This window comes from Candidatus Manganitrophaceae bacterium (assembly GCA_016200325.1).
Classification (GTDB): domain Bacteria; phylum Nitrospirota; class Nitrospiria; order SBBL01; family Manganitrophaceae; genus Manganitrophus.
In genome coordinates, this window is record JACQEZ010000019.1 from 268,904 (window position 1) to 295,831 (window position 26,928).

At 58.2% G+C, this 26,928-nt stretch carries 25 protein-coding genes and 1 pseudogene; 15 read left to right on the top strand and 11 right to left on the bottom strand.

Going from position 1 to position 26,928, the window contains the following annotated elements; genetic code table 11:
- Positions 1–15: 15 nt before the first annotated feature.
- The 3 genes from HY282_16180 to HY282_16190 all read right to left on the bottom strand — a co-directional run bounded on the left by HY282_16180 (position 16) and on the right by HY282_16190 (position 1,754).
- Complete coding sequence (locus tag HY282_16180) at positions 16–984, bottom strand: site-2 protease family protein (GenBank protein ID MBI3805289.1); 969 nt, start codon at positions 982–984, stop codon at positions 16–18.
- An 8-nt stretch (positions 985–992) separates the two neighbouring features.
- The gene (locus HY282_16185; GenBank protein MBI3805290.1) at positions 993–1,160 is read right to left on the bottom strand and encodes a hypothetical protein; all 168 of its coding nucleotides are present in this window, start codon (positions 1,158–1,160) and stop codon (positions 993–995) included.
- Positions 1,161–1,451: 291 nt separating this feature from the next.
- The gene (locus tag HY282_16190) at positions 1,452–1,754 is read right to left on the bottom strand and encodes a hypothetical protein (protein MBI3805291.1); all 303 of its coding nucleotides are present in this window, start codon (positions 1,752–1,754) and stop codon (positions 1,452–1,454) included.
- A gap of 194 nt (positions 1,755–1,948) precedes the next feature.
- On the opposite strand from HY282_16190, the gene HY282_16195 reads away from it, so the two are divergent.
- The 5 genes from HY282_16195 to HY282_16215 all read left to right on the top strand — a co-directional run bounded on the left by HY282_16195 (position 1,949) and on the right by HY282_16215 (position 8,473).
- Positions 1,949–2,764, top strand: a complete 816-nt coding sequence (locus HY282_16195; protein ID MBI3805292.1) for an outer membrane lipoprotein-sorting protein — start codon at positions 1,949–1,951, stop codon at positions 2,762–2,764.
- A gap of 174 nt (positions 2,765–2,938) precedes the next feature.
- Positions 2,939–5,578, top strand: coding sequence for a PAS domain S-box protein (locus HY282_16200; GenBank protein MBI3805293.1), 2,640 nt, complete (start codon positions 2,939–2,941; stop codon positions 5,576–5,578).
- Positions 5,579–5,580: 2 nt separating this feature from the next.
- Positions 5,581–6,549: a hypothetical protein gene (locus tag HY282_16205; protein MBI3805294.1), complete on the top strand. Its 969-nt coding sequence runs from the start codon at positions 5,581–5,583 to the stop codon at positions 6,547–6,549.
- A gap of 64 nt (positions 6,550–6,613) precedes the next feature.
- Positions 6,614–7,717, top strand: a complete 1,104-nt coding sequence (locus HY282_16210) for a DUF763 domain-containing protein (protein ID MBI3805295.1) — start codon at positions 6,614–6,616, stop codon at positions 7,715–7,717.
- A 96-nt stretch (positions 7,718–7,813) separates the two neighbouring features.
- The gene (locus tag HY282_16215) at positions 7,814–8,473 is read left to right on the top strand and encodes a DUF4412 domain-containing protein (protein MBI3805296.1); all 660 of its coding nucleotides are present in this window, start codon (positions 7,814–7,816) and stop codon (positions 8,471–8,473) included.
- A gap of 97 nt (positions 8,474–8,570) precedes the next feature.
- Here HY282_16215 and HY282_16220 read toward each other — a convergent pair whose 3' ends face one another.
- A complete protein-coding gene (locus HY282_16220; protein MBI3805297.1) occupies positions 8,571–8,831 on the bottom strand; it encodes a hypothetical protein in 261 nt (86 codons plus the stop codon).
- Positions 8,832–9,003: 172 nt separating this feature from the next.
- Between HY282_16220 and HY282_16225 the strand changes: the two genes are divergently transcribed.
- The 6 genes and pseudogenes from HY282_16225 to HY282_16250 all read left to right on the top strand — a co-directional run bounded on the left by HY282_16225 (position 9,004) and on the right by HY282_16250 (position 15,793).
- Entirely contained in the window at positions 9,004–9,324 is a 321-nt protein-coding gene (locus HY282_16225) for a zf-TFIIB domain-containing protein (GenBank protein ID MBI3805298.1), read from the top strand.
- A 17-nt stretch (positions 9,325–9,341) separates the two neighbouring features.
- Positions 9,342–10,172 carry a hypothetical protein gene (locus tag HY282_16230; GenBank protein MBI3805299.1) on the top strand — a complete coding sequence of 277 codons (831 nt, stop codon included), beginning with the start codon at positions 9,342–9,344 and terminating at the stop codon, positions 10,170–10,172.
- Positions 10,173–10,210: 38 nt separating this feature from the next.
- Complete coding sequence (locus tag HY282_16235) at positions 10,211–10,357, top strand: hypothetical protein (GenBank protein ID MBI3805300.1); 147 nt, start codon at positions 10,211–10,213, stop codon at positions 10,355–10,357.
- A 256-nt stretch (positions 10,358–10,613) separates the two neighbouring features.
- Positions 10,614–13,514, top strand: a pseudogene (locus HY282_16240) (oxygenase).
- Positions 13,515–13,673: 159 nt separating this feature from the next.
- Complete coding sequence (locus HY282_16245) at positions 13,674–14,738, top strand: hypothetical protein (GenBank protein MBI3805301.1); 1,065 nt, start codon at positions 13,674–13,676, stop codon at positions 14,736–14,738.
- A complete protein-coding gene (locus HY282_16250; protein MBI3805302.1) occupies positions 14,735–15,793 on the top strand; it encodes a hypothetical protein in 1,059 nt (352 codons plus the stop codon). Before HY282_16245 ends, HY282_16250 begins: the two co-directional genes overlap by 4 nt.
- Positions 15,794–15,902: 109 nt before the next feature.
- On the opposite strand, the gene HY282_16255 is transcribed toward HY282_16250, so the two are convergent.
- Positions 15,903–16,310, bottom strand: coding sequence for a hypothetical protein (locus tag HY282_16255; protein ID MBI3805303.1), 408 nt, complete (start codon positions 16,308–16,310; stop codon positions 15,903–15,905).
- Between the two features lie 299 nt (positions 16,311–16,609).
- Complete coding sequence (locus tag HY282_16260) at positions 16,610–18,592, bottom strand: DUF11 domain-containing protein (GenBank protein ID MBI3805304.1); 1,983 nt, start codon at positions 18,590–18,592, stop codon at positions 16,610–16,612.
- Between the two features lie 331 nt (positions 18,593–18,923).
- On the opposite strand from HY282_16260, the gene HY282_16265 reads away from it, so the two are divergent.
- A complete protein-coding gene (locus HY282_16265) occupies positions 18,924–19,919 on the top strand; it encodes a ParB N-terminal domain-containing protein (protein MBI3805305.1) in 996 nt (331 codons plus the stop codon).
- Positions 19,920–20,043: 124 nt separating this feature from the next.
- Here the strand turns inward: HY282_16265 and HY282_16270 are convergent, their stop codons facing one another.
- Positions 20,044–21,165, bottom strand: coding sequence for a HAMP domain-containing histidine kinase (locus HY282_16270; protein MBI3805306.1), 1,122 nt, complete (start codon positions 21,163–21,165; stop codon positions 20,044–20,046).
- 769 nt (positions 21,166–21,934) lie between these two features.
- Between HY282_16270 and HY282_16275 the strand changes: the two genes are divergently transcribed.
- Complete coding sequence (locus tag HY282_16275) at positions 21,935–22,411, top strand: DUF2231 domain-containing protein (GenBank protein ID MBI3805307.1); 477 nt, start codon at positions 21,935–21,937, stop codon at positions 22,409–22,411.
- A 306-nt stretch (positions 22,412–22,717) separates the two neighbouring features.
- Here HY282_16275 and HY282_16280 read toward each other — a convergent pair whose 3' ends face one another.
- On the bottom strand, positions 22,718–22,930 hold the full coding sequence (locus HY282_16280; GenBank protein ID MBI3805308.1) for a cold-shock protein: 213 nt from the start codon (positions 22,928–22,930) through the stop codon (positions 22,718–22,720).
- Between the two features lie 160 nt (positions 22,931–23,090).
- A complete protein-coding gene (locus HY282_16285; protein MBI3805309.1) occupies positions 23,091–23,894 on the bottom strand; it encodes an alpha/beta hydrolase in 804 nt (267 codons plus the stop codon).
- Between the two features lie 148 nt (positions 23,895–24,042).
- On the opposite strand from HY282_16285, the gene HY282_16290 reads away from it, so the two are divergent.
- Together HY282_16290 and HY282_16295 are read left to right on the top strand one after the other, a co-directional pair.
- Positions 24,043–24,486, top strand: a complete 444-nt coding sequence (locus HY282_16290) for a DoxX family protein (GenBank protein MBI3805310.1) — start codon at positions 24,043–24,045, stop codon at positions 24,484–24,486.
- 114 nt (positions 24,487–24,600) lie between these two features.
- Positions 24,601–25,014, top strand: a complete 414-nt coding sequence (locus HY282_16295; GenBank protein ID MBI3805311.1) for a hypothetical protein — start codon at positions 24,601–24,603, stop codon at positions 25,012–25,014.
- 167 nt (positions 25,015–25,181) lie between these two features.
- Here the strand turns inward: HY282_16295 and HY282_16300 are convergent, their stop codons facing one another.
- Together HY282_16300 and HY282_16305 are read right to left on the bottom strand one after the other, a co-directional pair.
- Positions 25,182–26,057 carry an MBL fold metallo-hydrolase gene (locus HY282_16300; protein MBI3805312.1) on the bottom strand — a complete coding sequence of 292 codons (876 nt, stop codon included), beginning with the start codon at positions 26,055–26,057 and terminating at the stop codon, positions 25,182–25,184.
- 153 nt (positions 26,058–26,210) lie between these two features.
- On the bottom strand, positions 26,211–26,750 hold the full coding sequence (locus HY282_16305; GenBank protein MBI3805313.1) for a peptidoglycan-binding protein: 540 nt from the start codon (positions 26,748–26,750) through the stop codon (positions 26,211–26,213).
- Between the last annotated feature and the right edge of the window lie 178 nt (positions 26,751–26,928).

The following is a 26,928-nucleotide window of genomic DNA, read 5'->3' on the forward strand; positions in this document are numbered from 1 at the left end:
TCTTTTTCGGGAACGTTAGCTGACTTTGAAGGGAGCCGGCATGAAGGTGACGATGAAGAGGGCGATGGAAGCCCATCCGATCAGTTGATGTTTGAAATCGAGCGGTGCCTCTTCATCAACGATCGGCGGATGTCGAATCCCGAGAATCGAGGTCAAGATCGCCCAGACGTACCATCCAGACCATCCCATCGCTCCCAAGAGAATTAAAACCAGAACCATCGCCATGGAGAGAAACCGCTGCTTCTTTCCGAGCAGGGCATACATGATGTGCCCCCCATCCAGCTGGCCGATCGGTAGCAGATTCAGCGAGGTGACGAACAGGCCGAACCATCCGGCAAACGCCATCGAGCTGAGCGCCACATCGTAGCCGGCCGGCGGAACCTTCCCGAGAAAATAAGCCATGAATGAAAAGATGAGGGGATCTCCCAATCGGATCAGGGCGTTCCCCTCCTCTATCTCAACGATCTTCGAGGTATAGAGTCCGATCCCCACGGCGACGATTGAGACGACAAATCCGGCAATCGGTCCGGCCGCACCGATGTCGAGGAGCGCATTCTTTTTGAGAATCGGCGAGCGCATCCGGATGAAAGCGCCGAAGGTTCCGATGCCGAACGGTAACCAGGGGCCGGGAATAAAATAGGGGGGGGTGGTCTTGATACCGTATCGCTTTGAGGTCACATAATGACCCATCTCATGAACGAACAGAATCGACATCAGGGTGAACGAGAAAGCGATCCCCCGCGCCAGATCGGCCGGATGACGGAAGGGATCTCCCCCCTCCAGATAACTTCCGGCGATCAGGGTCGTGAAGACCGTCCCGATAAAAAGGAGAATCGGAACGGTGAGCCGCGTCTTCTCTTCCGCTTCCTCCGAGACCGCCCAGGCCTCCTGCTGAATCGGAGGTGCTATCCCATTCCCCGCAGAACCGCCCTGGAATATCTCTCTTACCTCTGGAATTTTCGGTCCTTCGCTTTCAGGCTCCATCGGTGCTTCTATGCCTCCCGAACGTCGGTGATTTCTTCCATCGGTAAGGTCACCCAATCGTTTAGGGTTTGGAGATAAACCTCGGTGTCACTCGCGCCGACGAGCTTGCCTTTATACACAATCCCTTGATAGATGACCTCCACCTCTTTTCCCTGAAGCATTTGAAGGCGATCCATCTATCTTAAATTCCTGCTCATTCCCTGTCGGCGCGTCGAACAACTGTAATTCATTATAATCCCCTCTTCTTTCCGGTGGCAAGCCGTATCAGCCGTCTATTGTAAAGGGGTAACGGGGGAAGGCAGTCCATCTTTACCCTCCAGATTTGCCCTCGGTCACTCTCTCATCTTTCGCTTCCCCGCTCCCGTAATCAGCGAGGTTCCTCCAGTTTACCAAAGAATCCCCATTTGAGATATGGGGAGACCGATTTCCCGTTAAAAAGGGGCGGAAGAGGTCAACCGTTAAGATTGTTATAGCGCCGAGAGGGCGGCGTTTTTCTTCTTGGCGGATCGATCCGCATCATAGACTGACAATCCCCAGAAAACGCCGAGCATAAGCAGTCTGAAAAGAAGATCGCCGGTCATTTTCACCTTCATCAGCAAGATATCAAGATAACTTTCGGGAAGGAGAAAGGCCAATAGGAAAAAAAAGCCGACGAAAAAGAGGATCCCTTTCAACCAATCCTCATTGTAGAACTGTCCCAGTCCCGGCTGGATCCCGGAAAGAAGGAGAGCGATCTGGTTCGATTTTCGTTTTCCCGATCTCTTGGTCATGAATCGGCTCCAGATAAGGTTCTCCGATCATAATGAGAAAACGTGACCGTGTCAATCTGAACAAGAGGGGAAAACCCGCGACAATTTCAAGAAGTCAGGCGGGGAAAGGAAGATTGACGGGTCAGACAGTTTTTGATACCCTTCCCTTCGGTCGTACCGGAGAGGAGCCGTTGCGACGGGGAAAGGACAGCGGAATGTTAAACAGGCGTCTTTTGATTTTGTTTTTCCCATTATTCACCCTACTGCTTCTACTCGCTTCGCCCTCGGCGGCGGAAGAAGCGCCCCCTAAGCCGGCCCCTTCCCCCGAAGCGATCCTCAAAGCGGCGTATAAACGGATGTATGGGATGAAAGACGAAACGGCGCAAGTGGTCTTCCGCGTCGTTGATACCTCCGGCGCCGAGAAAAAGACCCTCTTCCGGCTTTACTGGAAAAACTATTTTGGTCAGGACGGTCTCAACAGCAAAAGCCTTTTGGTCACGGAAGCGCCGGCCCACGATAAGGGAGAAAAGTTCCTCCTCTGGGAGCGGACCGATGAAAACAAAGCCGATCTCTGGCTCTATCTTCCGGAGCTGCGGCAGGTTCGGCGACTGCAACCGGGACGCCACCACCATCACGAGGCGGAACCGGAATCGGATCTTTTTTTTGAGGACATGCAGCAGCGCCCGGTCGATCGGGACGAACACCAACTCCTCTCGGAAGAAGAGGTCCGCGGCGAGGCCTGTTACGTCATCGAGAATCGCCTCAAAGGAAACCCCCTTTACGGCAAAACCATCGTCTATATTTCAAAGACCGACGGCACCCTTCGAAAGGTAGATTACTTCGCCGCCGACGGCAAACAGGTCAAGATGCAATGGATCGATTGGCAGCAGATCGACCAAGCGTTTGTCTGGAAAGCCTCGCAGGTCGTCAGCACCGAGTCCTCCCGGAAAACATTCGTGGAGGTCACCGACGTGAAGGTCAATGTCGGGCTGCAGGACGACCAGTTCTCCGAGCGTGCCCTGCGGCGATAATCGCCCTCTCGTGCGTCGTCTCAAACGGCACCTCCGAGCAATCGATTTCAATCGGATCTCAGTAAGGGTTCACCGTCGTAGACCCGGCCCGAAAGTCGTGATATGATGGGGCGTTTTTTTATCCGATCTTCCAGGACTGCAAACCGGCCGATTCCGGCATAAAGGACGGTTCCATTGACCGAGCGATTGAAGCCTGAAGAGGCGCTCCAGCATCGGATCGGCATCGAAAAGCAGATCACCGCGATCTCCACGCACTTTATTAACCTTCCCCCCGAGCAGACCGACTGCGCCATCAATTGGGCCCTCAAAGTGATCGGCGAATTCGCCGGCGAAGACCGCAGCCACCTCTATCTTTTCACCGAGCAAGGAACCCAAATCGACAACTCCCACGAGTGGTGCGCGGAAGAGATTCCGTCGATCATCACTGCGATGAAAGGCCTCCCGGTCAGCGCCTTTCCGTGGTGGATGGATCAGCTCCGGCGGAGCGAGAGCATTCACATCCCCCGCCTTGCCGACCTTCCGCCCGAAGCGGCGGCGGAAAAAGCGATCCTGCGGCAATATGACGTAAAGTCGGTCCTCTCCGTCCCGGTGACCTACGGCGGAAACCTCGTCGGCTTTATCGGCTTCGATTCGGTCCGCGCCGAAAAGAGCTGGGCCGAAGCAGACATCCGCCTCTTGAAATTGGTCGGAGAGATCATTTATGCCGCACTCGATCGCAAGCGCTTGGAGGAAACCCGGCAGGCGACCCTGGTCTACATGGAAGGAATGCAGCAGATCTCCGAAGTCATCGAGCAGACGACCGACCTGGAGGTGATGATTACCCAGGTCATCGAGCGGATTCGCCAGATCTTTCGCTCCGACCGCGCCTGGCTTTTCTATCCTTGCGATCCGGACGCCTCCTCCTGGCGCGTTCCTGTGGAGAGCACCGTTCCGGAATATCCCGGCGCGTTCGCTAAAAATGTGGAATTACCGTTCGATGACACGGTCCGGGAGATCTGCCGCGCCTCGCTGGAACAGGGAGAGCCGGTCACCTACGGTCCGGATCACCCCATCCCCGGCAATCCGGGATGGCAGCGCGACTTCTCCATTCAATCGCACATGTCGATCGGACTTCGGCCCAAACTGGGGAAACCCTGGATGGTCGGCCTCCACCAATGCGCCTACCCGCGCATCTGGTCTAAAAACGAGCGGCGTCTTTTCAAGGACCTTTCTCGAAAAATCGCCGACGCGCTCGATAATCTGATCCTCTATCGCAATCTGCGCCGATCCGAGGAGCAGTACCGCTCGGTCGTGGAAAATGTGAAAGAGGTCATCTTCCAAGCCGATACCGATGGCCGCTTCCAATTTCTCAACCCGGCCTGGAAGACGATGACCGGCCTTTCGGTCGATGCCAGCTTGGGCACCCCTTTCTGGAAATATGTCCATCCCCCCGACAAGCGAAAAAACGAAGAGCATTTCCGCGCTTTGATCACCGGCGAAAAAGAATCGGTCCGCTATGAGACCCGCTACCGCACCACCGAAGGGCATGTCCGATGGATTGAAGCGTACCTCCAGACCGCCCGCGATGCCAAAGGAGCGTTAACCGGCCTCTTCGGAACGTTGAATGACATCACCGAACGAAAGCAGCTCGAAGAGCAGCTCAGGCATGCCCATAAACTCGAGGCGGTCGGCCAACTCACCGGCGGGGTGGCGCACGAATTCAACAACCTCCTGACGGCGATCACCGGGAACCTGGCGCTGGCCCTCGACCAGCTTCCCCCCGGAAGCGATCTCCACACCCTGATCGACCCCGCCCAGCAGGCCGCCTGGCGCGCGGCGGGGCTGACGCAGCAGCTCCTTTCGTTCAGCCGGCGGAATCCGATTGACCTTCGGCCCCAAAATCTCGGCACCGAGGTCAAAGAGGTCGCCCGCCTTCTCCGGCAGGCGATCGACCGCCGGATCCGAATGGAGATCGAAATCGACGCCAATCTCTGGCCGATCCTCGCCGATACGGGACAGATGAACCAGCTGATCATGAACCTCTGCGTCAATGCACGCGACGCCCTGTTGGAACGGATTGAAGTCGAGGGAGGCCCCTCTGCTTCCAAGGAGTGGGAGCCCCGCATTATAATCCAGGTCGAAAATGCTCATGTTGACGATGCGCACCACAGGGTCCATCCGAACGCCAAAAGCGGCAAGCACGTTCGCCTCTCCGTATCGGACAATGGGATCGGAATCGATGAAGCGCTCTATCATCGGATCTTTGAGCCGTTTTTCACCACAAAGCGGGTCGGACGCGGCACCGGGCTCGGCCTCTCCGCGGTCTATGGAATCGTTGCCGCACACCAGGGCTGGATTGAGCTGCAAAGCGCGAAGGGAAAAGGAACCACCTTTTCAATTTATTTTCCGCTCACCAAGCAGAGTCCCGCCTCCACAGCGCCTCCCTTGTCCGAGAAGCCGGCCCTGCATGGCGGAAAAACCATCCTCTTGGTCGACGACGAAGAGGCGATTCGCCACCTGGGAAAAACGATCTTAGAACACAAAGGCTATCGGGTGCTGACCGCCGCGGATGGACGGGAGACGATCGACCTCTTCTCCAAAAAGAAGGATGAGATCGATCTCATTATCCTCGACATGACGATGCCGCATCGATCGGGCGGAGAGGTGCTTCAGCAGCTCCGCCAAATCGATCCGAAGCTGAAAGTCATTGTCTCCAGCGGACATCGAAGCGGTCAGACGTTCGATCTCACCGATGTCACCTTCCTCCCGAAACCATACCGTCCCAACGACCTCCTCCGAACGGTCATGGATGCCCTCCGGCAAACCTCGGAGTAAGCATGCTCCACATCCGGCCCGGCGACGACATCCTCCCCAAACTAAAAGAGGCCGGCCTTCCCGGAGAGTTCATCCATTGGGCGGACCCTCTCTGCCAAGGTCCGACCCCGGCGGGATTGTCCCAAGCGGCCTGGCGGGAGCGCCGCGCCCGATTCGCCGCCGACAATGATTTTCTTCCCTTCGATGCAGCCCTTCGTTTTCTATCCGAACAAAATCAAAATCTCGAGCGCTTTCGCGATCACGACCGGGTTGTCCTCTGGTTCGAGCACGACCTGTTCTGTCAGATCAATTTGATTTATCTCCTCGATTGGTTTTCCCGGCACGATCTCGGAAAGACAAACCTCTTTTTGATCTGCATCGGAAAACACCTGGGCCATTTGGAATCAACCGAATTGGCGCGGCTCTTCGGAACGGAACACAAGGTCACCGATGCGGAATTCGATCTCGCCCGCCGCGCCTGGAGCGCCTTCTGCGCCCCCGACCCGACCGGAGTCGAAAGAATCATTCATGACGACACCGCTTCACTCCCCTTCCTTCAAGCGGCCCTCCTCCGACATCTCCAAGAATTCCCCTCGGTCCACAATGGGCTGAACCGAACGGAGCAGCGGGCGCTGGAGATCCTTGCATCGGGAGAAAACCGGCCCGATCGCCTCTTTCGGGAGGTGAATCATCGAGAGGAGGTCTTCTGGATGACAGACCGAATGTTCTACTCCTCTCTCAAACGGCTGACCGCAGGAACCTCGCCGCTCCTCAACGTCAATGGCTCCAATCGATGGCCGACGGGCGACTGCCCGACCACAGAAGTCACCCTCGGGATCACCCAAACCGGCCGAGCCGTCCTCGGCAACGGAACCGATTGGATCGGACGCAACGGAATCGACCGCTGGCTGGGCGGCGTCCATCTTCATGGCACTGAATCGATCTGGCGATGGGATGGCGAGAACAGACGACTCGTCGGACAATCCTACTAAAGGATCAAAGCGCTAAGGCAGACCCTCTCCTGCTTCCCGATCTAAAATGTTATAATGACCTCCTATGAAACGAACCGGCATCGCCTCCCTTCCCCTCCATGGCGGCAAAGCGCCGCGCTGGCTCATGATGTTGATGACCCGCCTCTCGCGCGAGATCGTCCGTGTGATGGCGGAGGAGTTCGGACCGCGCGAAGTGCTGGTCCGGCTCTCCGATCCGCACTGGTTCCAGGCGTTCGGCTGCGTGCTCGGATTCGACTGGCACTCCAGCGGCGTCACCACCACTGTCTGCGGCGCGCTGAAAGAAGGGCTGAAGGGAATCGACAAAGAGATCGGCCTCTTCGTCGCCGGCGGCAAAGGGAATGCCTCCCGAAAAACGCCGTCCGAGCTGGAGGAGATCGGCCGGATCACCGGGCTCGACACCACCCGTCACATCTACGCCAGCCGGATGAGCGCCAAGGTCGACAACACCGCCCTCAAAGACGGCTATCAGCTCTATCACCACACTTTCTTGATTACAACAGAGGGAAGCTGGGCGGTGATCCAGCAGGGGATGAATGCATCGAACCGGTATGCCCGGCGCTATCACTGGCTGTCGGATTCGGTCACCGATTTTGTCAGCGAGCCGCACGCCGCCATCTGCTGCGACCGGACGGAGCGGACATTAAACCTCGTCGCGCAGGAGAGCGCCGCGAGCCGAAAGATAATCACCGAGCTCTCGCACCTCTCCCCCGCGCAGACCCTCACCGAGATCAAGAAAATCCAAACCTTGCACCTCCCCTCCCATCATGCGGTCGATGTCGATGACATTCACCCCGACCGCCTCCACAAAGCGCTCCTCTCCACCTATGAGCGGCAGCCGGAGAGCTTCGAAGCGCTCCTTGGGATTTCGGGGGTCGGGCCGAAGACGGTCCGCGCGCTGGCCCTGATCGGCGAGCTGCTCTACGGCGCCCCGGCGAGCATCCGCGATCCGGTCCGATTCAGCTTCGCCCACGGGGGAAAAGATGGACATCCCTATCCGGTCGATCGACCGACCTATGAGCGATCGATCGAAACGCTTCGCCGCGCCGTCGACTCGGCGAAGATCGGCCACACCGAAAAACGCAATGCGCTGAAGACCCTCTACCTCCTTTCCGAATCAACCCCGGCGGACCGAAGCGTTCCTCATTGAAATCTCCATCCCAATCATCTATGATTTCGATAGACAGACATCGATGTCGGAGGGATCACTCCGCGCAATCTTACTTATGATGAAAGAGGAAATGAAATGAACTTCGTTAAGCAGACCCTCCGCGCCCTGCTCCTCACCTGGGTCTCCTTCGGCGCCTCCTGGGCCGCCGAGCTGCCGGAGCCGAAGGTGGAGTATTCCGCCGACAGCGTGGTCGAAGCCGAACAGATGACCCTGAAGGCGACGATTTATCACGCGCTCGACAAAGAGCGGCGGGAGCAGGAGAAGGGGAGCATGAAACAGGTGCTCATCCTGCGAAAAGACAAGAACCTGGCCTGGATGCTGATGCCGGAGCAGAAGATGTATATGGAGATGCCCTCGACCCAAGCCAAAAACAAGGAGATCGATCTCTCCAACTATAAAATTGAGCGGACGGAGGTCGGCAAGGAGGTCGTCGAAGGGGTCGACACGACCAAGAGCAAGGTGGTGATGACCGGAGCCGACGGCGCCAGCTTCGACGGGTTTCTCTGGACCACCCCGGAGGGGATTACGATGAAGATGGATGCCGTCGCCCAGGGGAAGGGGGAGAAGTCGCAGATCAAGATGACGCTGAAAAATTTAAAGATCGCTAAACAAGACCCTGCCCTCTTCGAGATTCCCGCCGGCTACCATAAGATGCCGGTCAATCCGTTCGGCGGCATGGGAAAAGCCCCGGGAAGCGGCCATGACCTGGATGAACGGATGAACGAGAAAAAATAGACCGGAAAACCGGTTCCGCCCTAAAAAAAGGGCCTGTCGAGTCGCTCCACTCGCAGGCCCTTTTTTCTTAGATGGCCCCTGTCCGATAGACAGTCGACTATTTCTTCTCTTTCACTTCAATCGTGGTGGCGGTCATCCGATACTCCACCGTCACCTTGGAGCCGACCTTTAGATCGCCCTTCACCTTCGTATCTTTGTCCCGCGCAATCTCCCACTTCTCTTTTCCCTTTTCAACGGTGATCATGTCGTCCTTCAGATCCAGAATCGGACCGGTCACCTGATAGCTCTTCGGCGCCGCCGCCATCACCAAGGGGACCGCCATCAAAATCAATACCGCAATGACCAGAAATCGTCTCATCCTATCCCTCCTTCGGTTGTCGGTTCGTCGGTTGAAATGCGCTTCTATTATAATTCGATTTTTCGAGAACGCAACAGAGCTTCACCTGATTTTCTATCGATCGAGCTGTTTGCAAATCGTGAGGAGCCAGGTATAATTTGTTCCGAAGATGAATACAAAGGAGGTTCCCGGAATGGAACAGGACGTACGGAAGCTCGGTTACAGCCAGGAAGAGGAATACTTTTATAGAAAGAACAAAGAACTGATTGAGAATAGCCGAAAAGAGCGTGATGCCGAGCGGGCCGCGCAAGAAGCGCGGGCGCGGAAGCAGGCCCACTGGATGAAGTGTCCGAAGTGCGGCTCGGACCTCCAAGAGATCGAACATCTTGGAATCAAAGTCGACCGGTGCAGCGGCTGCTCCGGGATCTTCTTCGACAAGGGAGAGTTGGAAACGCTCCTGCAAACGCACGAGCCGAATGGCTTCTTGGGCGGCCTGCGCAAAATCTTTAAATAGCGCCGCCGCTCCTTCCCATGCGAACGACCTCAGCCTCCTTCTCACTCTTCCTTCTCCTTTTTCTTTCCGGATGCACCCCCTTCGGGATTCCTGCCCTTTATGAAAAGCCGGCGGCCCATTTCGAAAACCGCGCCATCGATGAGTCGTCGGGTCTCGTCAAGAGCCGCCGGCTGGAAGAGGTTTTTTGGACCCATAACGACTCGGGAGACCGCGCGCGGATCTTCGCCGTGACGCGAGAGGGACAAGATCTCGGCACCGTCGAGGTCCGGGGCGCGCAGAATGTCGATTGGGAAGACCTCGCCATCGACGATGCCGGATTTCTCTATCTCTGCGACATCGGCGACAACCGCGGCCGCCGACACGACCTGGTGATTTATAAAATTCCGGAGGTCGATCCGCGCCGCGTTCAGGAGACGACGGTCGCCGCCCGCTTTCCCTTTCACTATCCCGATCATCCGCCGATCGACGCCGAAGCCTGCTTCTATGCCGGCGGGGCGTTTTACGTGATGACCAAAGAGCGCGCGGTCAACGACACCACCCTCTACCGCCTCGACCTCTCCCGTCCCGATCAGGACCAGGCGGCCACCTTTGTTGGGAGAACATCGATAGAAAGTCTCGTCACCGGCGCCGACGTCACCCCCGACGGCACGCTCTTGGCGGTCCTCTCCTATCCATTCATCGATCTCTATCGAAAGCCGGCCGACAATGACAACTACCTCGCCGGCCCCCATCGCCGCACCTGGATCTACTTCGGACAGGCCGAAGGGATCGCTTGGGATGGAGCCGACCTGCTGATCTCCGATGAAGAGGGAAACCTCCTCCGTCGGACCGGCCTACGGCGTCCGTAATCGCCCCCGCACTTTTCTTCTTCCAAGCCGATCTGCCGATGCTCTATGCCGCGCTCCGCCCGAAAACGCTGGCGACCATGCACGGTTCGACGTTCGTCGGCGACGGTGAGCAGGCGCTGCGCGATCTGGCGGCGGCGATGAAAGCGGTCTTGGGTGGATCGCCGAACGGGCGCCTCTCTTTCTAACAGACCACCCTTCCAGAGGCGTTCGCCCGCGCCCAAGACCCCGGGACCTTCTATTCCATTCACCTCATCGAACCGGACCTAACCGCATCGAACACCGATCGACCGCCGCTTCCCCTCTCCACCTTTTCTATTGAATTGATTCGGTCTGCATGCTATACCAGGCTTCGATGAGCCTTTCGAGATAAACCGGTCGGTTGGAAAAAATATCCCGCTCTCGGCCGTATGATCGAAGCGAGCATGCGCACCAGGAGGATTGATGAGACGGTCGATGAAACGCGTGGTCTGTTCCGCTCTGTTGATGGCGATCGTGATGAGCGGCTGCTCCGGTTTGAAGAAGCGGCTTGCGTCGGAGCGGGATCTCGACGACTGCGCAAAGATGGCGGCGACCGGATTCCGCCCCGTGGCGGGCGAGCGGACCGAGCGCTTTCTCGGTAAGGTCCGGGAAGAGACGGCCCGCTGCCGCGGCGGCGAGAAGGCGGCCTCCTTCCGAGGCGCCTCCTGGGTCGATTGGTCGAACTACTGGGCGACCGGCGACCTCCGCAGCCGGGCGACCGGCTTCGGAGGCGACACCCGCCATCTCGATCCGAACGGCCGCGGGATCGACGGCGCGCTGCTCGATCTCGAATACCAACGGATGGAGCTGATCAAATTCAACCTCTTCGACAACAGCGGCACCTACCCCGACTTCGTGCAAGGACGGAGCGGCGTTCAGGGAGCGGCGCTGAAAGTCTGGGACACCCTGCGTCTGCCGAAGGAGAGCCCCTTCTATCAAGCGGTCGGCGGCGACGGCCCGCAGCTCTGCCGCGATGAATTGATCCGCTTTCGCAATCTGACCGGGATCTGCAACGACCTTAAAAACCCGGCGATGGGATCGGCCGGCATGCCGTTCGCCCGAAACGTCCAGTTCGAAGCGACCTTCCCCGACCTCGGCAAAAACGAGCTGGCGAGAAACCGCCACGGCGATCGGCTCGGTCCGCTGACCCCCGATCCGCAGGTGATCAGCCGGAAACTCTTCACCCGCGCACAATCGCAGCCGGAGAAATGCCGCGAGGGTCAAGGACTCCCCAACGACTCCCCCGACGCAAATTGCGATTATAAAAAAGCGCCGTTCTTTAATGTCTTGGCCGCCTTCTGGATTCAGTTCATGACGCACGATTGGTTCTCCCATTTGGAAGAGGGTCATAATCAATCGGAAATGATGGCGGTCGGCTGCGCGACCCAGCGGGTCAGCAATGTCGAGACGCCGCTGACGCCGGAGGAGATCGCAAAGCTCGGCTGCCGTCCGGATGACCGGATGGAAAAGCCGCTCATCGCCGAGGAGAGCGATCCCGCCACCTTCTTCCATAAAGGGAAGGAGATTCCGACCCGCGCCTATAAAATCACCCGAAACACCAACACCGCCTGGTGGGACGCCTCCCAGCTCTATGGCTATGATGAAACGTCAAGACGGCGGGTCAAACGGGATCCGGGCGATCGGGCCAAGCTGCTGTTGGTCGGGATTCCGCAGCGGACGTCGGCCGGCGAGCAGACCGGTTATCTCCCGCCGTTCGCGCCGGGCGATCCGATCAACCCCGCCTGGTCGGGACAGGAGGCGGCCGCCTTTCCCGACAACTGGTCGATCGGCATGAGCTTCTATCACAACCTCTTCGCCCGCGAGCACAATCTTTTCGTCGAGGCTTTCCGGCAGCGGACGGCGAAGATGCCGGGGGCCGACGCGGGCCTTCGCAACCCCGCCCGGCCCGACGCCGTCATTCTCTATCGAGATGTCTCCGACGACGAGATCTTTGAGGTGGCGCGGCTGGTCGTCTCGGCCGAGATCGCCAAGATTCACACCACCGAGTGGACCCCGCAGCTGTTGTATGACGAGCCGCTCTTTTTGGGGATGAACTCCAACTGGCATGGGCTGATCCACGACGATAATTTCGTCTCGCGGGCGTTGGAGAAGATCGTCATCGACAATTTCGGAAAATCAAAAGAGGCGAAGGAAGCATCGCAGTGGTATTAGGTCTTCGCCTCCGGACCCGGCATTTTCGGGCTCGGCAGCCGGGTCTATGACGATGACGCGATCTTTGCCAAATTCGATCCGAAGAAGACCGACATCTGGAGCCTCTCCAACCCCGACCATGTCAACGGCGGGGTGAATCACTTCGGCTCGCCGTTCAACTTCCCGGAGGAGTTCGTCACCGTCTACCGCCTCCATGCGCTCGTCCCCGATCTGATCGAATACCGAGAAGTCGGCCGCCCCAACACCATTCGGAACAAAATCCCGATCCTCGCCACCTTCCGCGGCCAGGCGACCGACGCGATGGAAAGCCGCGGGCTGGCGAACTGGGCCCTCTCGATGGGGCGCCAGCGTCTCGGGCTTCTCACGCTGCAGAACCAGCCGCAGTTTCTTCAGAACCTCCCGATGCCGCGGCTCCAGACGGCGACGAACAAGCTCGATGTCTTAGCACTCGATTTAATCCGCGACCGCGAGCATGGCGTCCCCCGCTTCAACGAGTTCCGGCGGCAATATGGTCTGAAGCAGCTGACCGGCTTCGATGACTTCATCGACCCGCATCTTCCGAAAGATTCGTCTGAACGGGCAGAGCAGGTCCGCTTGGTCGGGCTGCTCCGCGAGGTCTACGGCCAGCACACCTGCGACGCCTCAAAGGTGATCACCGCCGCGCAGGTGAATGACGACGGCACCCCGATCACCGACTGCCTCGGCCATCCCGACAAGAGCGTCGTCGACAACATCGAGGATCTCGACACGATCGTCGGCTGGCTCTCGGAATTCACCCGCCCGCACGGTTATGCGATCTCCGAGACCCAATTCCAGGTCTTCATCCTCAACGCCTCCCGGCGGCTCTTCAGCGACCGCTTCTTCACCTCCAGCTTTCGCCCCGAGTTCTACACCCACCTCGGCGTCGAATGGGTGACGAACAATGGACCGGAAGGGAAGGTAATGGAAAAGGGGACGCCGAATGGACATTCGGTGGAGGTCTCCCCGTTGAAGCGGGTGCTGCTCCGAACGACCCCGGAGCTGGCGCCGGAGCTGGCGAACGTGGTGAACGCGTTCGATCCATGGGGACGCGATCGCGGCGAGTATTACTCGCTGGAATGGAAACCGCGCGCGGGGGCGGAGGGAGATGAGGCGTTCAAGGGAACGAAGTAGGAACGCCTTTCATACCGTTGATATTTTCCGCGGCTGATACTTTGTGGGAATGACATCCGGACTTCACCCTCTTTTTTGAAACCCTCCGTTTACCCTGAGCGGGTCGAAGGGTGAACGGAAGTCCTGTCATACCCGGCCAATAGGGGGAGATAAAAACCAATGCCGAAACAGCTGCTTTTTTTAATTCATGGGATCGGGGTTCATGACACCGATTGGGCGGAGGAGGTCGACGGTCCCATCAAGACCCTCCAAAAGGTCAGCCAACAATATGCTTCCTTTCAAGCGAAGCCGCTGGAGGATCGGATCGAATTCGTCCCGATCCATTATGATGAGATCTTTCAGGAGATCGCCTCGCAGTGCCAGCACGACACGGAGCAGATCCAACAGCTCGATCCGACCGGAACCTTCTCGAAGAGCCTCTCATGGATGGCGTCGGCGGGGGAGAAGGAGAAGAACTTTCTCTGGTCGCATGTCGCCGACATTGCCCTGTACCGCTTTTGCGCCACCTACCGGGAGCGGGTCCGAAGCCATGTGATCGCCGAGATCGCCGACCGGATCGAGAAAGCCTTCGCCGCCGACGGCAACGCCACCGCCTCGGTGCTTGCCCACAGCATGGGGACGGCGGTGGCGCACGATGCCCTCCATCTCCTCGGAACGGTCCGGTGGGGCGATCGAACCAATCCGTTTAACCCCGCTCATTGGCGGTTCAATCAGATCTTCATGATCGCCAACACCAGCCGATTTCTCCAAACCGAAGATCGGGAGATGAAGGGGGCCTATGAGTCGATCGTCCGGCCGGGACCGGTGGAAGATCCCACCTCCTACTGCGCCGCCTACTGGAACGTCCGGCACGAGGCCGACCCGGTCCCCTTTCCCCGCGCGTTCGATCCGGTCGGCTGGAAGAGCTACGGCGCCATCCCGGTTCGGCACTACTACGAAAAAAACATCCACAACCTGAGCCACTACCTTCTCAACCCCGCCGTTCATATCCCGATTCTCAGAAAGCTGACGACCCCCAAAGCGGTCACCCCCGAAGAAGAGATCGCCGCGGTCAATCCCAACCGCTTCCCCCAGTTCGGCGGAGAGCTCGCCTTTATTCAGAAGGCGAAGTTGATGGCGCTCCAGCTGGAGGAGATCAAGCGCGCCCTCGGCGACAATCCGGAGCCGTCGAATTGGATCCGATCGCTTGTCCAATTTTATCAAGTGGTGGAGGCCGCCCGATGACCCGCCGTCTCCTCCTGACGATCGTCTTTTTATTCTCCCTGGCACCACCGCTCTTCGCCCTCGATCCCTTTGAATGGAATCCGAAGCCGGCCGACCCGCGCGCCTACGCGCCGGTGCGGCAAGCGCATCAGCCGTCGCTTGCCGCCTGGGATTATCCGACCGTCTTTCGGAAACTCCAAGCCGACCTGGAAACCGCTCCGCAATGGAATAAAACGGAGCCGGCTTATCAGCGTCTTTTGCAGGCGCTTCGGGTGTTGAATGAACGCTTCTCCCACTTTGAGTCCGACTTGGCGAGGGCCGATAAAAACGGTGAGACCCTCGATGCCTTTCTCGACCGAACCCCGACCGGCCTTTTTCAATTCCCCTGTCCCGACGGGGTCTGCTTTTCAGGAACAGCCTATGCGCTGACCTACGATGAAATCGGCGCCCTTCCCGACCCGCAGGCTGAAGACCTGCTCTACCGGATCGACACCGTCAACCGCCTGTTGACCGACTTCAAAAAACCGGCGATCGCGCAGACGACCCGAGCGATCGAGAATGCCAAAACGCGCTGGGAGATTTACATGCGGGAGGGGATGTCGCAGTTTCCGTGGGAGGCGGCCTTCAACAGCTGGACGATCGGCGCCGACAACATCCAATATCCGCCGATGCGGCAATGGATCCTGGCGCACCCGGAGCTGGGGGTCGAAGTCAGCACGAAGAGTCTGAAAGAGATCACCGCGAAACAGAGCCTTTCGATCGAACTCATTGGGCAGGTCTGGTATCGGTGGAAACGCCTCGACCATCCGGAGTCGGGACTCGGTTGGTGGGGAATTTCCGCCGCCGCGTCGCTCCGCGACGACCTTCGGCCGGGGATCGGACTGATCGCCCATTATGGCCGCTTCGTCACCCTCGGGGTCCTCTGGCACGATGTCAACCGGGACGGACGTTGGTTTAACGACCCTCCGTTTATCACGATGGGGATTGATCTCTTCCGGTTCGCGGGGGATCGCGCACCCGCTTATCAGAAAAAGTGGGAACGGGCGCTCGAGGTTCGGGAGCGATTTCTTCAGTAGAAGGCGACGAACGGATTGTCCGACAGGGAAAATCGCTCGGCTGAAAATGGATAGGCCGTGGTCAGGGGCATCCGACCACGGCCTATCAACGAACCTTTTAAAGTCCTTTTTAGTGGCTGGGCGTCCCGCTGCTGCCACCCGGTGTGGTTCCACCGGCGCCGGGCGCTCCTGACATTCCACCGCCGGAGCTGGAGCTGTCACCGCTGGAAGAGCCGCTGCCGGAAGAGCCGCTACCTTTGCCCGATCCCTGGGCGCAGGGGTCGGTGGCCGAGCCGCTCTTGCTGGAACCGGAGGTCGAACCGCCGGCGGAGAGCCCCTCCTTAGAAGAACTCGAGGAGCTCGATGAACTTCCGCCGCCGACCGAAGGACAGTCGGTGGTCGATCCACTCTTGCCGCTGCTCATTCCCTTGTTGCTATCGGTGCTGCCTGCGCCCGATTCGGCGAATGCCGGCATCGTCCCATAAACCATCAATGCAATAAGAAAAGACGCGATTCCGAACGCTTGGATTTTTTTCATTCTCTATCCTCCGTTTATGTTGTGTATGTGAACAGGAACTTCGGTGTAATTGATCGACCGGCAACTTTCAATCTGTCTGGGCAGCCTTCCCGGGTGGTTAGGAAGATCACAACGGCCAACGCTTCTGTCTGACAAATAAAAGCTTAGAAGATTAGTAGAGCTTGGGTCAATTAGCCGAAAGGATTACTCTGTCAGGAGTAGATAAAGTGAGCGTGGGTAAGAGAAATGTCACAGGGTCGGGTCAAACGAGAAGGGCGTTCAGCGGCTCGATCTATTTCGCCGCAGGAAAAAACGAAGCGTTAAGAAAAAGAGAGCGGAAGATAAAAGAACCGGCAGGGTGGCATCTTTTCTCTGTCAAAACCGATCGCGCACCCCCCGCCGCCTCCCCCTTGGACTGCAGCGGCTTCGGACCGATCATCGGTCCGGTTCGCCTCCGGAACACCCTGTGGACCGGGGCTCGGGGCCTCATGGATGACCGTCGCGGTGGTGGTGCTGTTGTTTATCGTATTCGGATCGGAGACCTCTCCCGCCACCTCGGCCTTGGCATTCGACGTTCCGTTCTCCAACGGGGTGACGACAATTCGGATGGTCGAGCTTCCCTGATTGTCAATCGTCCCCAATTCGCACCTGATTTGGGTCGTCGTTGTGCAACTCCCTTGGCTGGCGATTGCGGAGCTGAAAGCGAGGGTCGGCGGGAGTTCCTCCGTGACGATCACATGAGAGGCGGCATGGGTCCCATTGTTCGTCACGGTGATTACATAGATCATCGGCTGACCGATCGTCCCCGAGTCGGGCGAAAGGGCCTGGGTAATCGAGAGGTCGGCGGCCGCCGCTGAGGGGGCGATCGCCTCGGCACTTTTTTCCGAGGTATTGTCGGCCGGATTCGGATCGGGCTCGGCCGCGTGGATCTCCGCATGGTTGATCATCGTTCCTCCGGAGGCCGGGGTCACGACGATGGAAACCGAGGCGACCTCCCCGACCGAGAGCCGGTCAAAAGCACAGCTGACCCTGCCGCTCGACTGAGGACAGCTTCCCTCCGACGCCGTGGCCGATTGGAACGTCGCCCCCGCCGGAAAGATGTCGGTGAGCATCACACCGGAGGCCGGCGAAGGTCCATTGTTGACGACCGACACCGTATAGGTCACCTCGCTTCCCGTAATCACCGGACCGGACAGATCGGATTGGCTGACGGCAAGATCGGCCGTCGGCGCGACCGGGTGGACCGCATTAAAAACGGCCGTGCAGGTTTTGCCGACATCCATGGTGATGGTGCCGTCGGCGCAATCGTCATCGCCGCTCCAGCCGTCAAAGGTCGATCCGGCGGCGGCTGTCGCGGTCAGGGTGATCTCCACACCGAGATTGTACGGCTCGACGCAATCGGCGCTGCACTGAATCCCCGCCGGATGGCTGGTGACGGTGCCGGCGCCGGTCCCGAGGTGGGTCACCCTCAAGGTCGGATAGGGGTTCAAGTGGATCTGCTCAAAACCGCTCAACTGCGCCATGGCGAGGATATCGAGGGCGGAGAGGACATTCCGCTGATCCGAGCCGAGCCCCGCCATAATCGCATCGCTCGCGAAAGCGGCATCGATATGGCTCGTCACGCCGAAGTTGTTAAATGCGAGGGGGATCGAGGTTCCGGGCAGCGGCCGGGGGGGGGCGATGTCGATATCGCTGTCTTGGCTTTCATCGGCGAAGGTGTCGTCGCCGATGCTCATCCCCATCGCATGGCCGATCTCATGAAGCGCCGCGGAAAGGAGATCGACCCGGGTTGATCCGGTGTTGGCCTCTCCGGTCGCACCGGAAAAAAGCCGTCCGTTGTTGATCTCCCCTCCCCCGAAATCGTGGGCCGTTTCGGAATAGGTGGTGTACTCTTCGTTGAATTTCGGCGTCGGATCGAGATACCACTGAAGATGCCCATCCGCGTCGTCGTTGTTAAACAAGATCGTCCCTTCCGTCTCTCGATTCGGCGTTCCCCCCTGGGTGATCAGCTGATGCGTCCCTCCGGTAGCCGATCCCCACCCGAAATGGAGCACGATCGTATGCGGATCTTGGATCGCCGCCTCCCATTGGTCGGCCGCCGCATTGAAAATGTCGATCAGGTTTCCCTGACCGACCGGATTCGCCGGCGGGGTTCCTCCGATAAAATCGCGGATGATCGTCAAGGCCCAAAGATTGGACAAGGCGGAAAAGAAGGTGAGAAAGAAGACGAGCGCGAAGAGCGGCGGCCGCAGCAGAAGGGAGCGCCGGAGAAGACAAGATCGGTTTTTAACTGTTTTGGCCACGGGATGTTTAAACTTAAGATGGACCGATTCACAAGCCGGTTTACTTATAGCATATCGGTTTTAGTATACCGGATTTTTTAATTCCGGCCATGGGGGGTCGATCGGTGGAGGAGAATCAGAGAAGAGAGGAGGGAAACGCTTAGGTGAGAATGACGTGAATGGGAAGAAGACGGACGGGCCTGCTCCCCCATTCATTAAAGCAAGGAAAAAGGGCCGGCTTTGCCTCTTCTGTATTCGCTCACAGGTGCAACCCCACAATGAAGGCAAACGGGACTTCCTTTTTGATCTCGGCTTGATTATGATAAAGCCATTCTCTTCCAGAGGGAGGACGATGCCGGAGAAAAAAGTGAAGAAGCCGCGTGCGGCGGGAACGGTTCGACGGCGGCGGAAGCCGGCGGGGGTGTCGGTCGGGTTGGGCGCCACCGAGCTGCAGGCTGCGAAGCCGCCGGGAGAGGTGATCACCCTTCATCAGCAGATTGAAGCCGACCGCGGGCAGGTCTTGTCGGTCTATCGAGAGCCGTACGGCGGACGGTGGCTGGTCCTGGCCGCCCTTCCGATCGACAAAGTCGCGCCGACCCCTTATCAACGAAATCTCTCCGAGACGCATGTCCGCAAGTTGGAGCGGGTGATCGGGAAGATCGGAAGGTTCTTGGACCCGATCATCGCCGTCCGGACCGACACCGGCGGCGCGGTGAAATATTGGACACCGAATGGACACCATCGCCTCTCGGCGATGCGGACCCTCGGCGCCAAGAGCATTATCGCGATCGTGGCGCCGGAGCCCTCCACCGCCTATCAAATCCTGGCGCTGAACACCGAGAAGGCGCACAACCTCCGCGAGCGGGCATTGGAAGTCGCCCGGATGTATCACGAGCTCGTTCGCCTCGGTGACGCCACGGAAGAGACCTATCAGCTCGAATTCGAAGAGCCGGCATTGATCACCCTCGGCTTCTGCTATGAAGCGCGCGGCCGATTCGGCGGCGGCGCATATCACCCCATCCTTCGGCGCGTCGATACCTTCATCAAGAAACCGCTCGATCAGGCGATGCCGATCCGGCAAGAACGGGCCGACGCCCTCCTGCAATTGGACGAAGCGGTCGGCGCCCAGGTGGACTCTCTCAAATCCCGCGGCCTCACCAGCCCCTACCTCCGCAGCTTCGTCGTCGCGCGAATCAATCCGCTTCGCTTTCGGCCCAAAGAGGCCGAGCCGCTTTCGTTCAATGAAACGCTGGAGCGGATGAGCAAGGCAATCGCGAAGTTTAATCCGGAAAAGATTAAGATGGAAGATCTGGCGAAGACGGGCGGGGGGGTGGAGGAAACAGAATAATTAGGTCTAGAGCAACCTCGGAATGCGGTTTGGGTGTGACCCGAAGCATCGCAACCACTGTCTCCGGCAAAGCGCCGGAGATTCGCCTTAAAAAAAGCTCACTGATCTCTTTATAGGGGGTGGGTCACTTTACTCTTCCAGGCAGGGTAAACCGAAATGTCGAGCCGATCCCTTCCTTGCTCTCGACAGAGACCTCTCCGCCATGCGCCTCGACGAATGTTTTGACGATGGCGAGACCGAGCCCCAGCCCTTCTTCTTTTTGAGGATCGGTCTCGAATTTATCGAACACTTTTGCAAGCCGCTCCGCCGGCACGCCGGCCCCGTTGTCGCTGACGGAACACTCCGCGGCCCCCTCCTCATCGGTCGCTTTTGCCGTAATCATGACCTCTCCGCGCGGCGTGTAGGTGAGCGCGTTGGCGACCAGATTCTGAAAAACCCGCCTCAAGAGACTGGCGTCGGCATAGACGAACAACCCATTCGGGACCTTGTTCGTAAGCCGGGTGCTGTCGGTTCCTGCGATCGGATGGAGGTCGTGGATGAGCCCCTCGACGAGCGGCCACAAATCGATCATTCGTCGCTCCAGTTTCACACCAATCTCAGTGATGAGGTTCATGTTCTCTTTGAGGACCTTATCGATTAGCTCATTGAGGTTTTTGACATTGCGGCGCAAGATCTCCAGCATCCAGGCGCTTTCGTCCTCTCCGCTTCCCGAGGAAAGGGCTCCTGCCAATGCCCCCGTGGCAAGCGAGATCGCATTGAGCGGCGTCCTTAAGTCGTGCGCCACAAAGGTGAGGTACTCTTCCCGGCGCTGCTTGACCTCCAGCGCCTGCTGCGTGGCGTAAGCCTGTACCGCCGATCCGATCGCCCCATCCAAGACCCGGTTCAGAATGTGGAAGGGCTTCCCCTGCAGGACCAACCCTTTTGAATCGGCGAGGTCATGGAGACAGCCGCGCAGGATGTTGTACTCCGCCACGACCTCGACCAGATCAAATCGTTCCTGAAGCCGCTGCAGACCATGGGCCGGCGGGCTCGATTCCTTGAGCGCTTCCGGGATGGTCTCGCCGGAATGTAACCGCAGGGCAACCGCCAATTCATCGATGAGCTGGGGAAGATGATCGTTGAGCGTCGGGACATCCAGCCCCTTCGCAGAGGGGAGCTCTCTCACCTGCTCGCGCCATCGCGAGAGCAAGGCGACGCGCTCCTGCCTTATGAGCGCCGCCATTTTGTCGACAACATTGATTTCCATTTCCGCTCCCGCAACTCCATTGTGGTATCGTGCACCTCGGCCTGGTGATTCCAGAGGGGACGGCTAGATCTAAAACAATCCATTTAAAAGAGTGAGCGTAAGTGAAAAGAATGGAGGAAGTCAAGGCAGCGCTTTATTTTTCGAATCGGATGGGAGAGGGATCGGCTGTGACCCACTCTCTCTGATAAGGTTATTTCGTAAACTTAATGAAGGGGATCTGATAGAGGCAAAAGCTGCCGAGGAAGATCCGATCCCTGCTGGAAAGCCTCGAAGAAACCCTCAATCCAGAGGCTGAAGCGGCGTGGGAAACAGCCAAAGGATACCGAGGAAGCCCGACGGTATCTGCTCCATCGCTTTCATTTCTTAATGATCTACCGCAAGCAAAGCATGACAATACAGGTTGTCGCGGTGGCGCATGGCCGCGAAGGCCCGGTTCTTTAGAAGGAACGATCGCACCCAACCAGGTCTCTGAAGAAACATCCGCCCTCATGCCACCCTCGCCATTATTTCGAAAGTAAATCCCGCCAACGGCTCAACGAATTTCCCCTTTTCACGCTGGAAGAAAAGATATGACCCTCCTCTATCGTTACCTAAGTGACCTCCATTTTCCTCAGTAAATTGAGACTCGATTTTTCTAAAAGGTGACGTACGCATCAATACAAAACACCCCCTTTGGGGGAGAGCAACCAGCGGTCGGATTGGGTAGAGTGAAGTTGACGGGAAAGCGTTGAGAAATCATCCCTACCCGCGACAGAAAGGAGTGCACCACATGACCCATCCAATCCATCCCATGTTCGTCCACTTTCCCATCGCCCTTTTGTTTGCCTCGGTTCTCTTTGATCTAATCTTTTTCTATACCGGACGGGAAGACTTTAAAAAGGGGGGCTTCTGGCTGTTGATCCTCGGCTGGATCGCAGGGCTCGCCGCCACCCTTTCCGGAACCTGGAGCGAGGACATCGTCGAGAAGGCCGGGGTGCCGAAAACGGCCATCGAGCTGCATGAGAGCTTCGCGCTCACCACCCTCGCGCTCTTTGCCGGGTTGATGCTGGTTCGCTTTTGGGTCAGAAAGCGCTGGTCTTCCCGAGATCGGCTTCTCTATACGGGGATGGCGTTGATCGGGCTTTCCCTTTTGGCGACGACCGGATTCTGGGGAGGCGATCTGGTCTACCACTACGGGGCGGGGGTTCAATCCAATTCGCCTGCCGTGATTTCCACCCCGAATCTGGATAAAGGGCAAACAGGATGATAAGCCTCTCCTGAATACCCACCCCGGTCAAGGAATCGATCGGCCCGTTTGATCGATTCCTGCATTCAAGCCCCTCCTCCGGTAGTCTAGGATTCGGATTGAGAAGAAAGAGGTCGTTGGACTCAGAGCCGAGGGAAGGGCTTTTCGAATAGCGTATGGAAGAGCGGGATTGAGATATTTTAATACGTCATGCCGGCAGGCGGGCGTCCGAGCTTTAGGTCACTGGATTTCCGCCTGCGCGGGCATGACACCCAAACAATAGAACCAAATTCAGTCACTACCCGGTTTTCAGTCCCCTTACAAAGCTCAGGCCGCCTCGGAGATCCGTCGAACGTTCGTCGCCTGGAGACCCTTCGGCCCTTGGGTCACGTCGAACTCGACCTCTTCCCCTTCATCTAAATTCTGATACCCTCCGCCGCCGAGCGCGGTGTAATGGACGAAGACATCGTCCCCACCGTCCTGCGAGATAAAACCAAACCCCTTCTCACGGCTAAACCATTTTACACGTCCCCTTGCCATTGATTCCTCCTTACAATTCTATTTTTCGTCCGCCTCTCCAGCCGGCCGACACCGGATGAAGTCTCACGGGCGATTACATCATGCACATAATTTTAAATTAGCATTCCAGCGGAAAAAGAATCAATACCACAACGCACCGCCGGGCCTGACCTCCGCTGCTTTAGGTCACCTTCACAACCTTCTCAAAAGCAAACCGCGCCGGCTCCTCGGTCAGCTTCTCCTTCTCATCCCAGAAGATCGCATGGTTGCTCTTCTCAAAGCGGACCCGTTCCGCTCCCCGCAGCATCCGCTGCTGCGCCTCGGCGGCGACGAAAGGGATGACCTGATCATGCACGCCGTGGAAGATCCGCGTCGGGGTTCCGATCCGTCCTATCTCGGCGCTCAGGTCCTGCGCCAGCATCTCTTCAAGGCCCCGCACCTGTGCATGGAGCGAGGCTCGCATGGCGATCTCTTCGAGCCATCGGACATACTGCACGCTGACGGCGGTGTGGAAACCGGCCACGATGAAATCGTGAACAGACTTCGCAGGGTCTGCAAGGAGCGTCCGGATCGACTTTCTAAACAGCTTTTGGCGTGTCAGGTCGGGCGCCAGGGCAGGAACCGCTGCGGAGAGGAGAACCAGCTTTGTGATGGAGGGCTCCCGCTGCGTCGCCGCACAGTGCGCGGCGATCGCCCCGCCCATCGCGTAGCCGACGAGCATGACATTGCGAAGATCAAGCGCCTGGATGACTTGAACGACATCGCGCCCCCAGGTGTCATCATCGTTCCCCTCCCACGGCTGGTCCGACTCCCCGAAACCGCGCACGTCGATCCCAACCACCCGATAGGCATCTGCCAAAGAGCGCATCGAATACTCGAAGATTCGGTGGCTGAACAGCCACCCATGGATGAAGACGATCGGCTCGCCTGCTCCCCAATCCTGCACGAAGAGTCTCACCCCGTCCGACATTTGGATCGACGGCATCTCTTTCCCTCCTTAAAGTTTAATTCAATGTTTATGGCCCGCCTCTCCTCCGGCCTCCTCCGCCCATAGAACTCTTCGGCGCGGGTGTGTGATAATTTAGGAAAAGCGCTGTAATACGAAAATAGAGCCTTTACAACGGAGGTGGTCGATGGAACGATTCTTAAATAGATACTCTCCCGATGTCTATGCCCTGCTGAGAATCATCGCGGGGTTGATGTTTGCCCTGCACGGCATGCAGAAGCTCTTCGGCTGGCCGGGGGGGAAACCCCCGGTGCCGATCGCATCGTTGATGGGTCTGGCGGGGCTGATCGAGGTGATCGGCGGGCTGATGATTGCGTTCGGCTTCCTCGCCGGATCGGCCGCTTTCATCGCCAGCGGTGAGATGACGTTCGCCTACTTCATCGCCCACGCGCCGCACGGTTTCTTCCCCATCCTCAATCAAGGCGAGGTGCCGGTCCTTTACGCATTTCTCTTCCTCTACATCGCCACACAAGGCTCGGGGATCTGGAGTGCCGATGCACTGATCCGGCCGAGATCGGCGAACCACCGGCCGCCGAATATCAGACCGCTCCGCTCCCAGCGCTCGGCTTAGATGCGGGACGCCCGCCGGCGGAGAGAACGAAAAAGCCGTGGCCGGAATCACCCCGACCACGGCCATTGGTTCGCGGCCAAACTCGATTAACGGGTCCCGCCGCTGGAGGAACCATTGGAGCTGCCGCCCATACTGCCACCGCTCGAAGAGCCGCCCGACATGCCGCCGCCGCTGGAAGAGCCGCCTGATCCGGAACTTCCGTTGCCGGTGCTGGCACAGGGATCGGTCTTACTCGAGCTCGATCCGCTCCCGCCCGACCCGGACGAGGAGCCGCTTCCGCCCGAGCCGCTCATACCGCCGCCGGAGGAGCTTCCGCCCATGCTACCGGAAGAGCTACCATTTGATCCGGAAGAACTTCCACCGGAAGAAGAGCTCCCTCCCATGCCCGGAGGGCAGTTGGTGCTCCCGCCGGACCCTTTATCCATTGAGCTTCCGCCCGACGAAGAACCGCCGCTCGAGGTTTGTCCAAAAGCGGCCGGCCCGCTGAAGGCGACCAGCGCCAGGATAGAGAACGCAATTCCAAACTGATATACTTTTTTCATGATGTAACCTCCTTCATTCTGACTTGAGTGGTCTGCTGCTTGTTGTTTCCATGAACCGTCGCACATCCCCCCTGATGCGACATTCCGGCCGATGATCCGCCCTATCATTAATGATATCAATGTAACCCAGGACGGTCCCCTGTTCGAACGCCTCTACGCTGCTTTTTGAATTCGACTTGCAGGTACCTGAAAACGGTATGTCTCGCCGTGTTCGATATATTTCACCCGGCTCTCCAACCCGGCGGCGGTGACCGCTTTTTTAAAATCCGCCAGGGGAGACTTAAATACACCATAGTCGTTGTAATGAATCGGAACAACCTCGCGCGGCTGGATGATCCCGATCGCCTTCACCCCTTGCTCGGCATCCATCGTCAGCAGCAGCCCCATGATCCGCGTTCCGCCGAGATGAAAGACACCGAGGTCAATTTCAGGATATCGCTTTGGGATTTCCTTCAGGTCGTCAAAGAGAAGCGTATCCCCGGTGATATAGAGACGAAGAGCGGTCTGCCCTTCATCCGGCTGAAACTCCAGCAAGCTTCCCATCACCGACGGGAGAAGATTCTCGACTACCGGCGGACCATGCCGGCCCGGCATCGAGGTAATCTTCACCCGCGCGCCGTGCTTCTCCACCGCCACCGCCTCCCATGTGTCGAGCGCCGTCGGCGCCTGGAACCCTTTGTCCCTTAATTTCCCGGCGGCTTCCCGGGTGGTGACAATCGGCAGATCTTTTCGAAGCTTCTCCTCGGCGACCTGGTCAAAGTGGTCGCCGTGATAGTGCGACAGGATGCAGAAGTCGATCGGCGGCAGATCTTCGATGCGTATCGCCGGCTCGGTCAGCCGCTCGGCGGTCAGGCCATAGCCGAGATGGACATGGTCTCCCGCATGAACGAAGTTGGGGTCGGTCAGGATGGTAAAGCCGGCATAACGTAGAAGAACGGTGGCGGTTCCGATGAAAAAGAGCGAGCCCTCGGTAAAGTCGAGAGGGGTCTCTTGAGATGAAGCAAGGTGGATTTGATTGAGGTCGGGCATCACACTCCCTTTGAGATAACGTTGCAACGATGATTTAAGCTTGGATGCGTCTCTGGGATCTTAAAAACTTTTCACTCATTTATCCTGAAATGAAGGAGAGAAGGCTGCTCTCCAGCCCTCTCTCCTTCGGGCTTCGGGGTGAGAGAGTCCCCTTTACTGACCCTGCATTCCATTCTTCGGGCTGCTGCTTCCCTGCTGGCTTTGAGCACCGCCGCTGCTCCCGCCGTTGCTCGATGATCCGCCATTTTGCTTGCCGCCTCCCATGCCGGGGCTCGACGAGCTGCTTCCCTGCGTCCCGCCGGATGAACTCCCACCGGAGGCGGCGCCTCCTTGACCGGAGCCCTGTCCTTGAACCCCCAGGGCGGCGAGCGTCTTCTGGTCCACCTGCCCGGTCGGCTGGATGCCCTCTTTCTGTTGAAACTTGCGCAGAGCCTCTTTTGTTTTCGGTCCCGACTTGCCGTCGACCGGACCGGCATCATAGCCTTGATCGTTCAATTTCTGCTGAACCTGCTTGATGGAGGAAGAACCGGTCGCGCCGCTCCCCTTCATCCCGCCTCCCCCTTGATCTCCGCCACTTTGGCTTCCTTGCTGACTGGGGCTGGTCGAGGACTGGGAGCTCGCTTGCTTTGCATAGACGGAGGAGACGAGGAACATTCCTGCGATCAAACTGATCGCGATTGTTTTGACCTTCATAAGATACCTCCTTCTTATTTCTAGAAAGGACCCGGACGCCTGTCTTGGGGTTGGCACTCTGTGTTGCTCTTCCACTTCTTTGGATTATTTGGAATGAGCGCTGTTGAGTATTGGTATGAGTTTACCAAGCGGTCTCTTCGGCAATCAATACAACCTGAAGTATTAATCACTTTGCAGG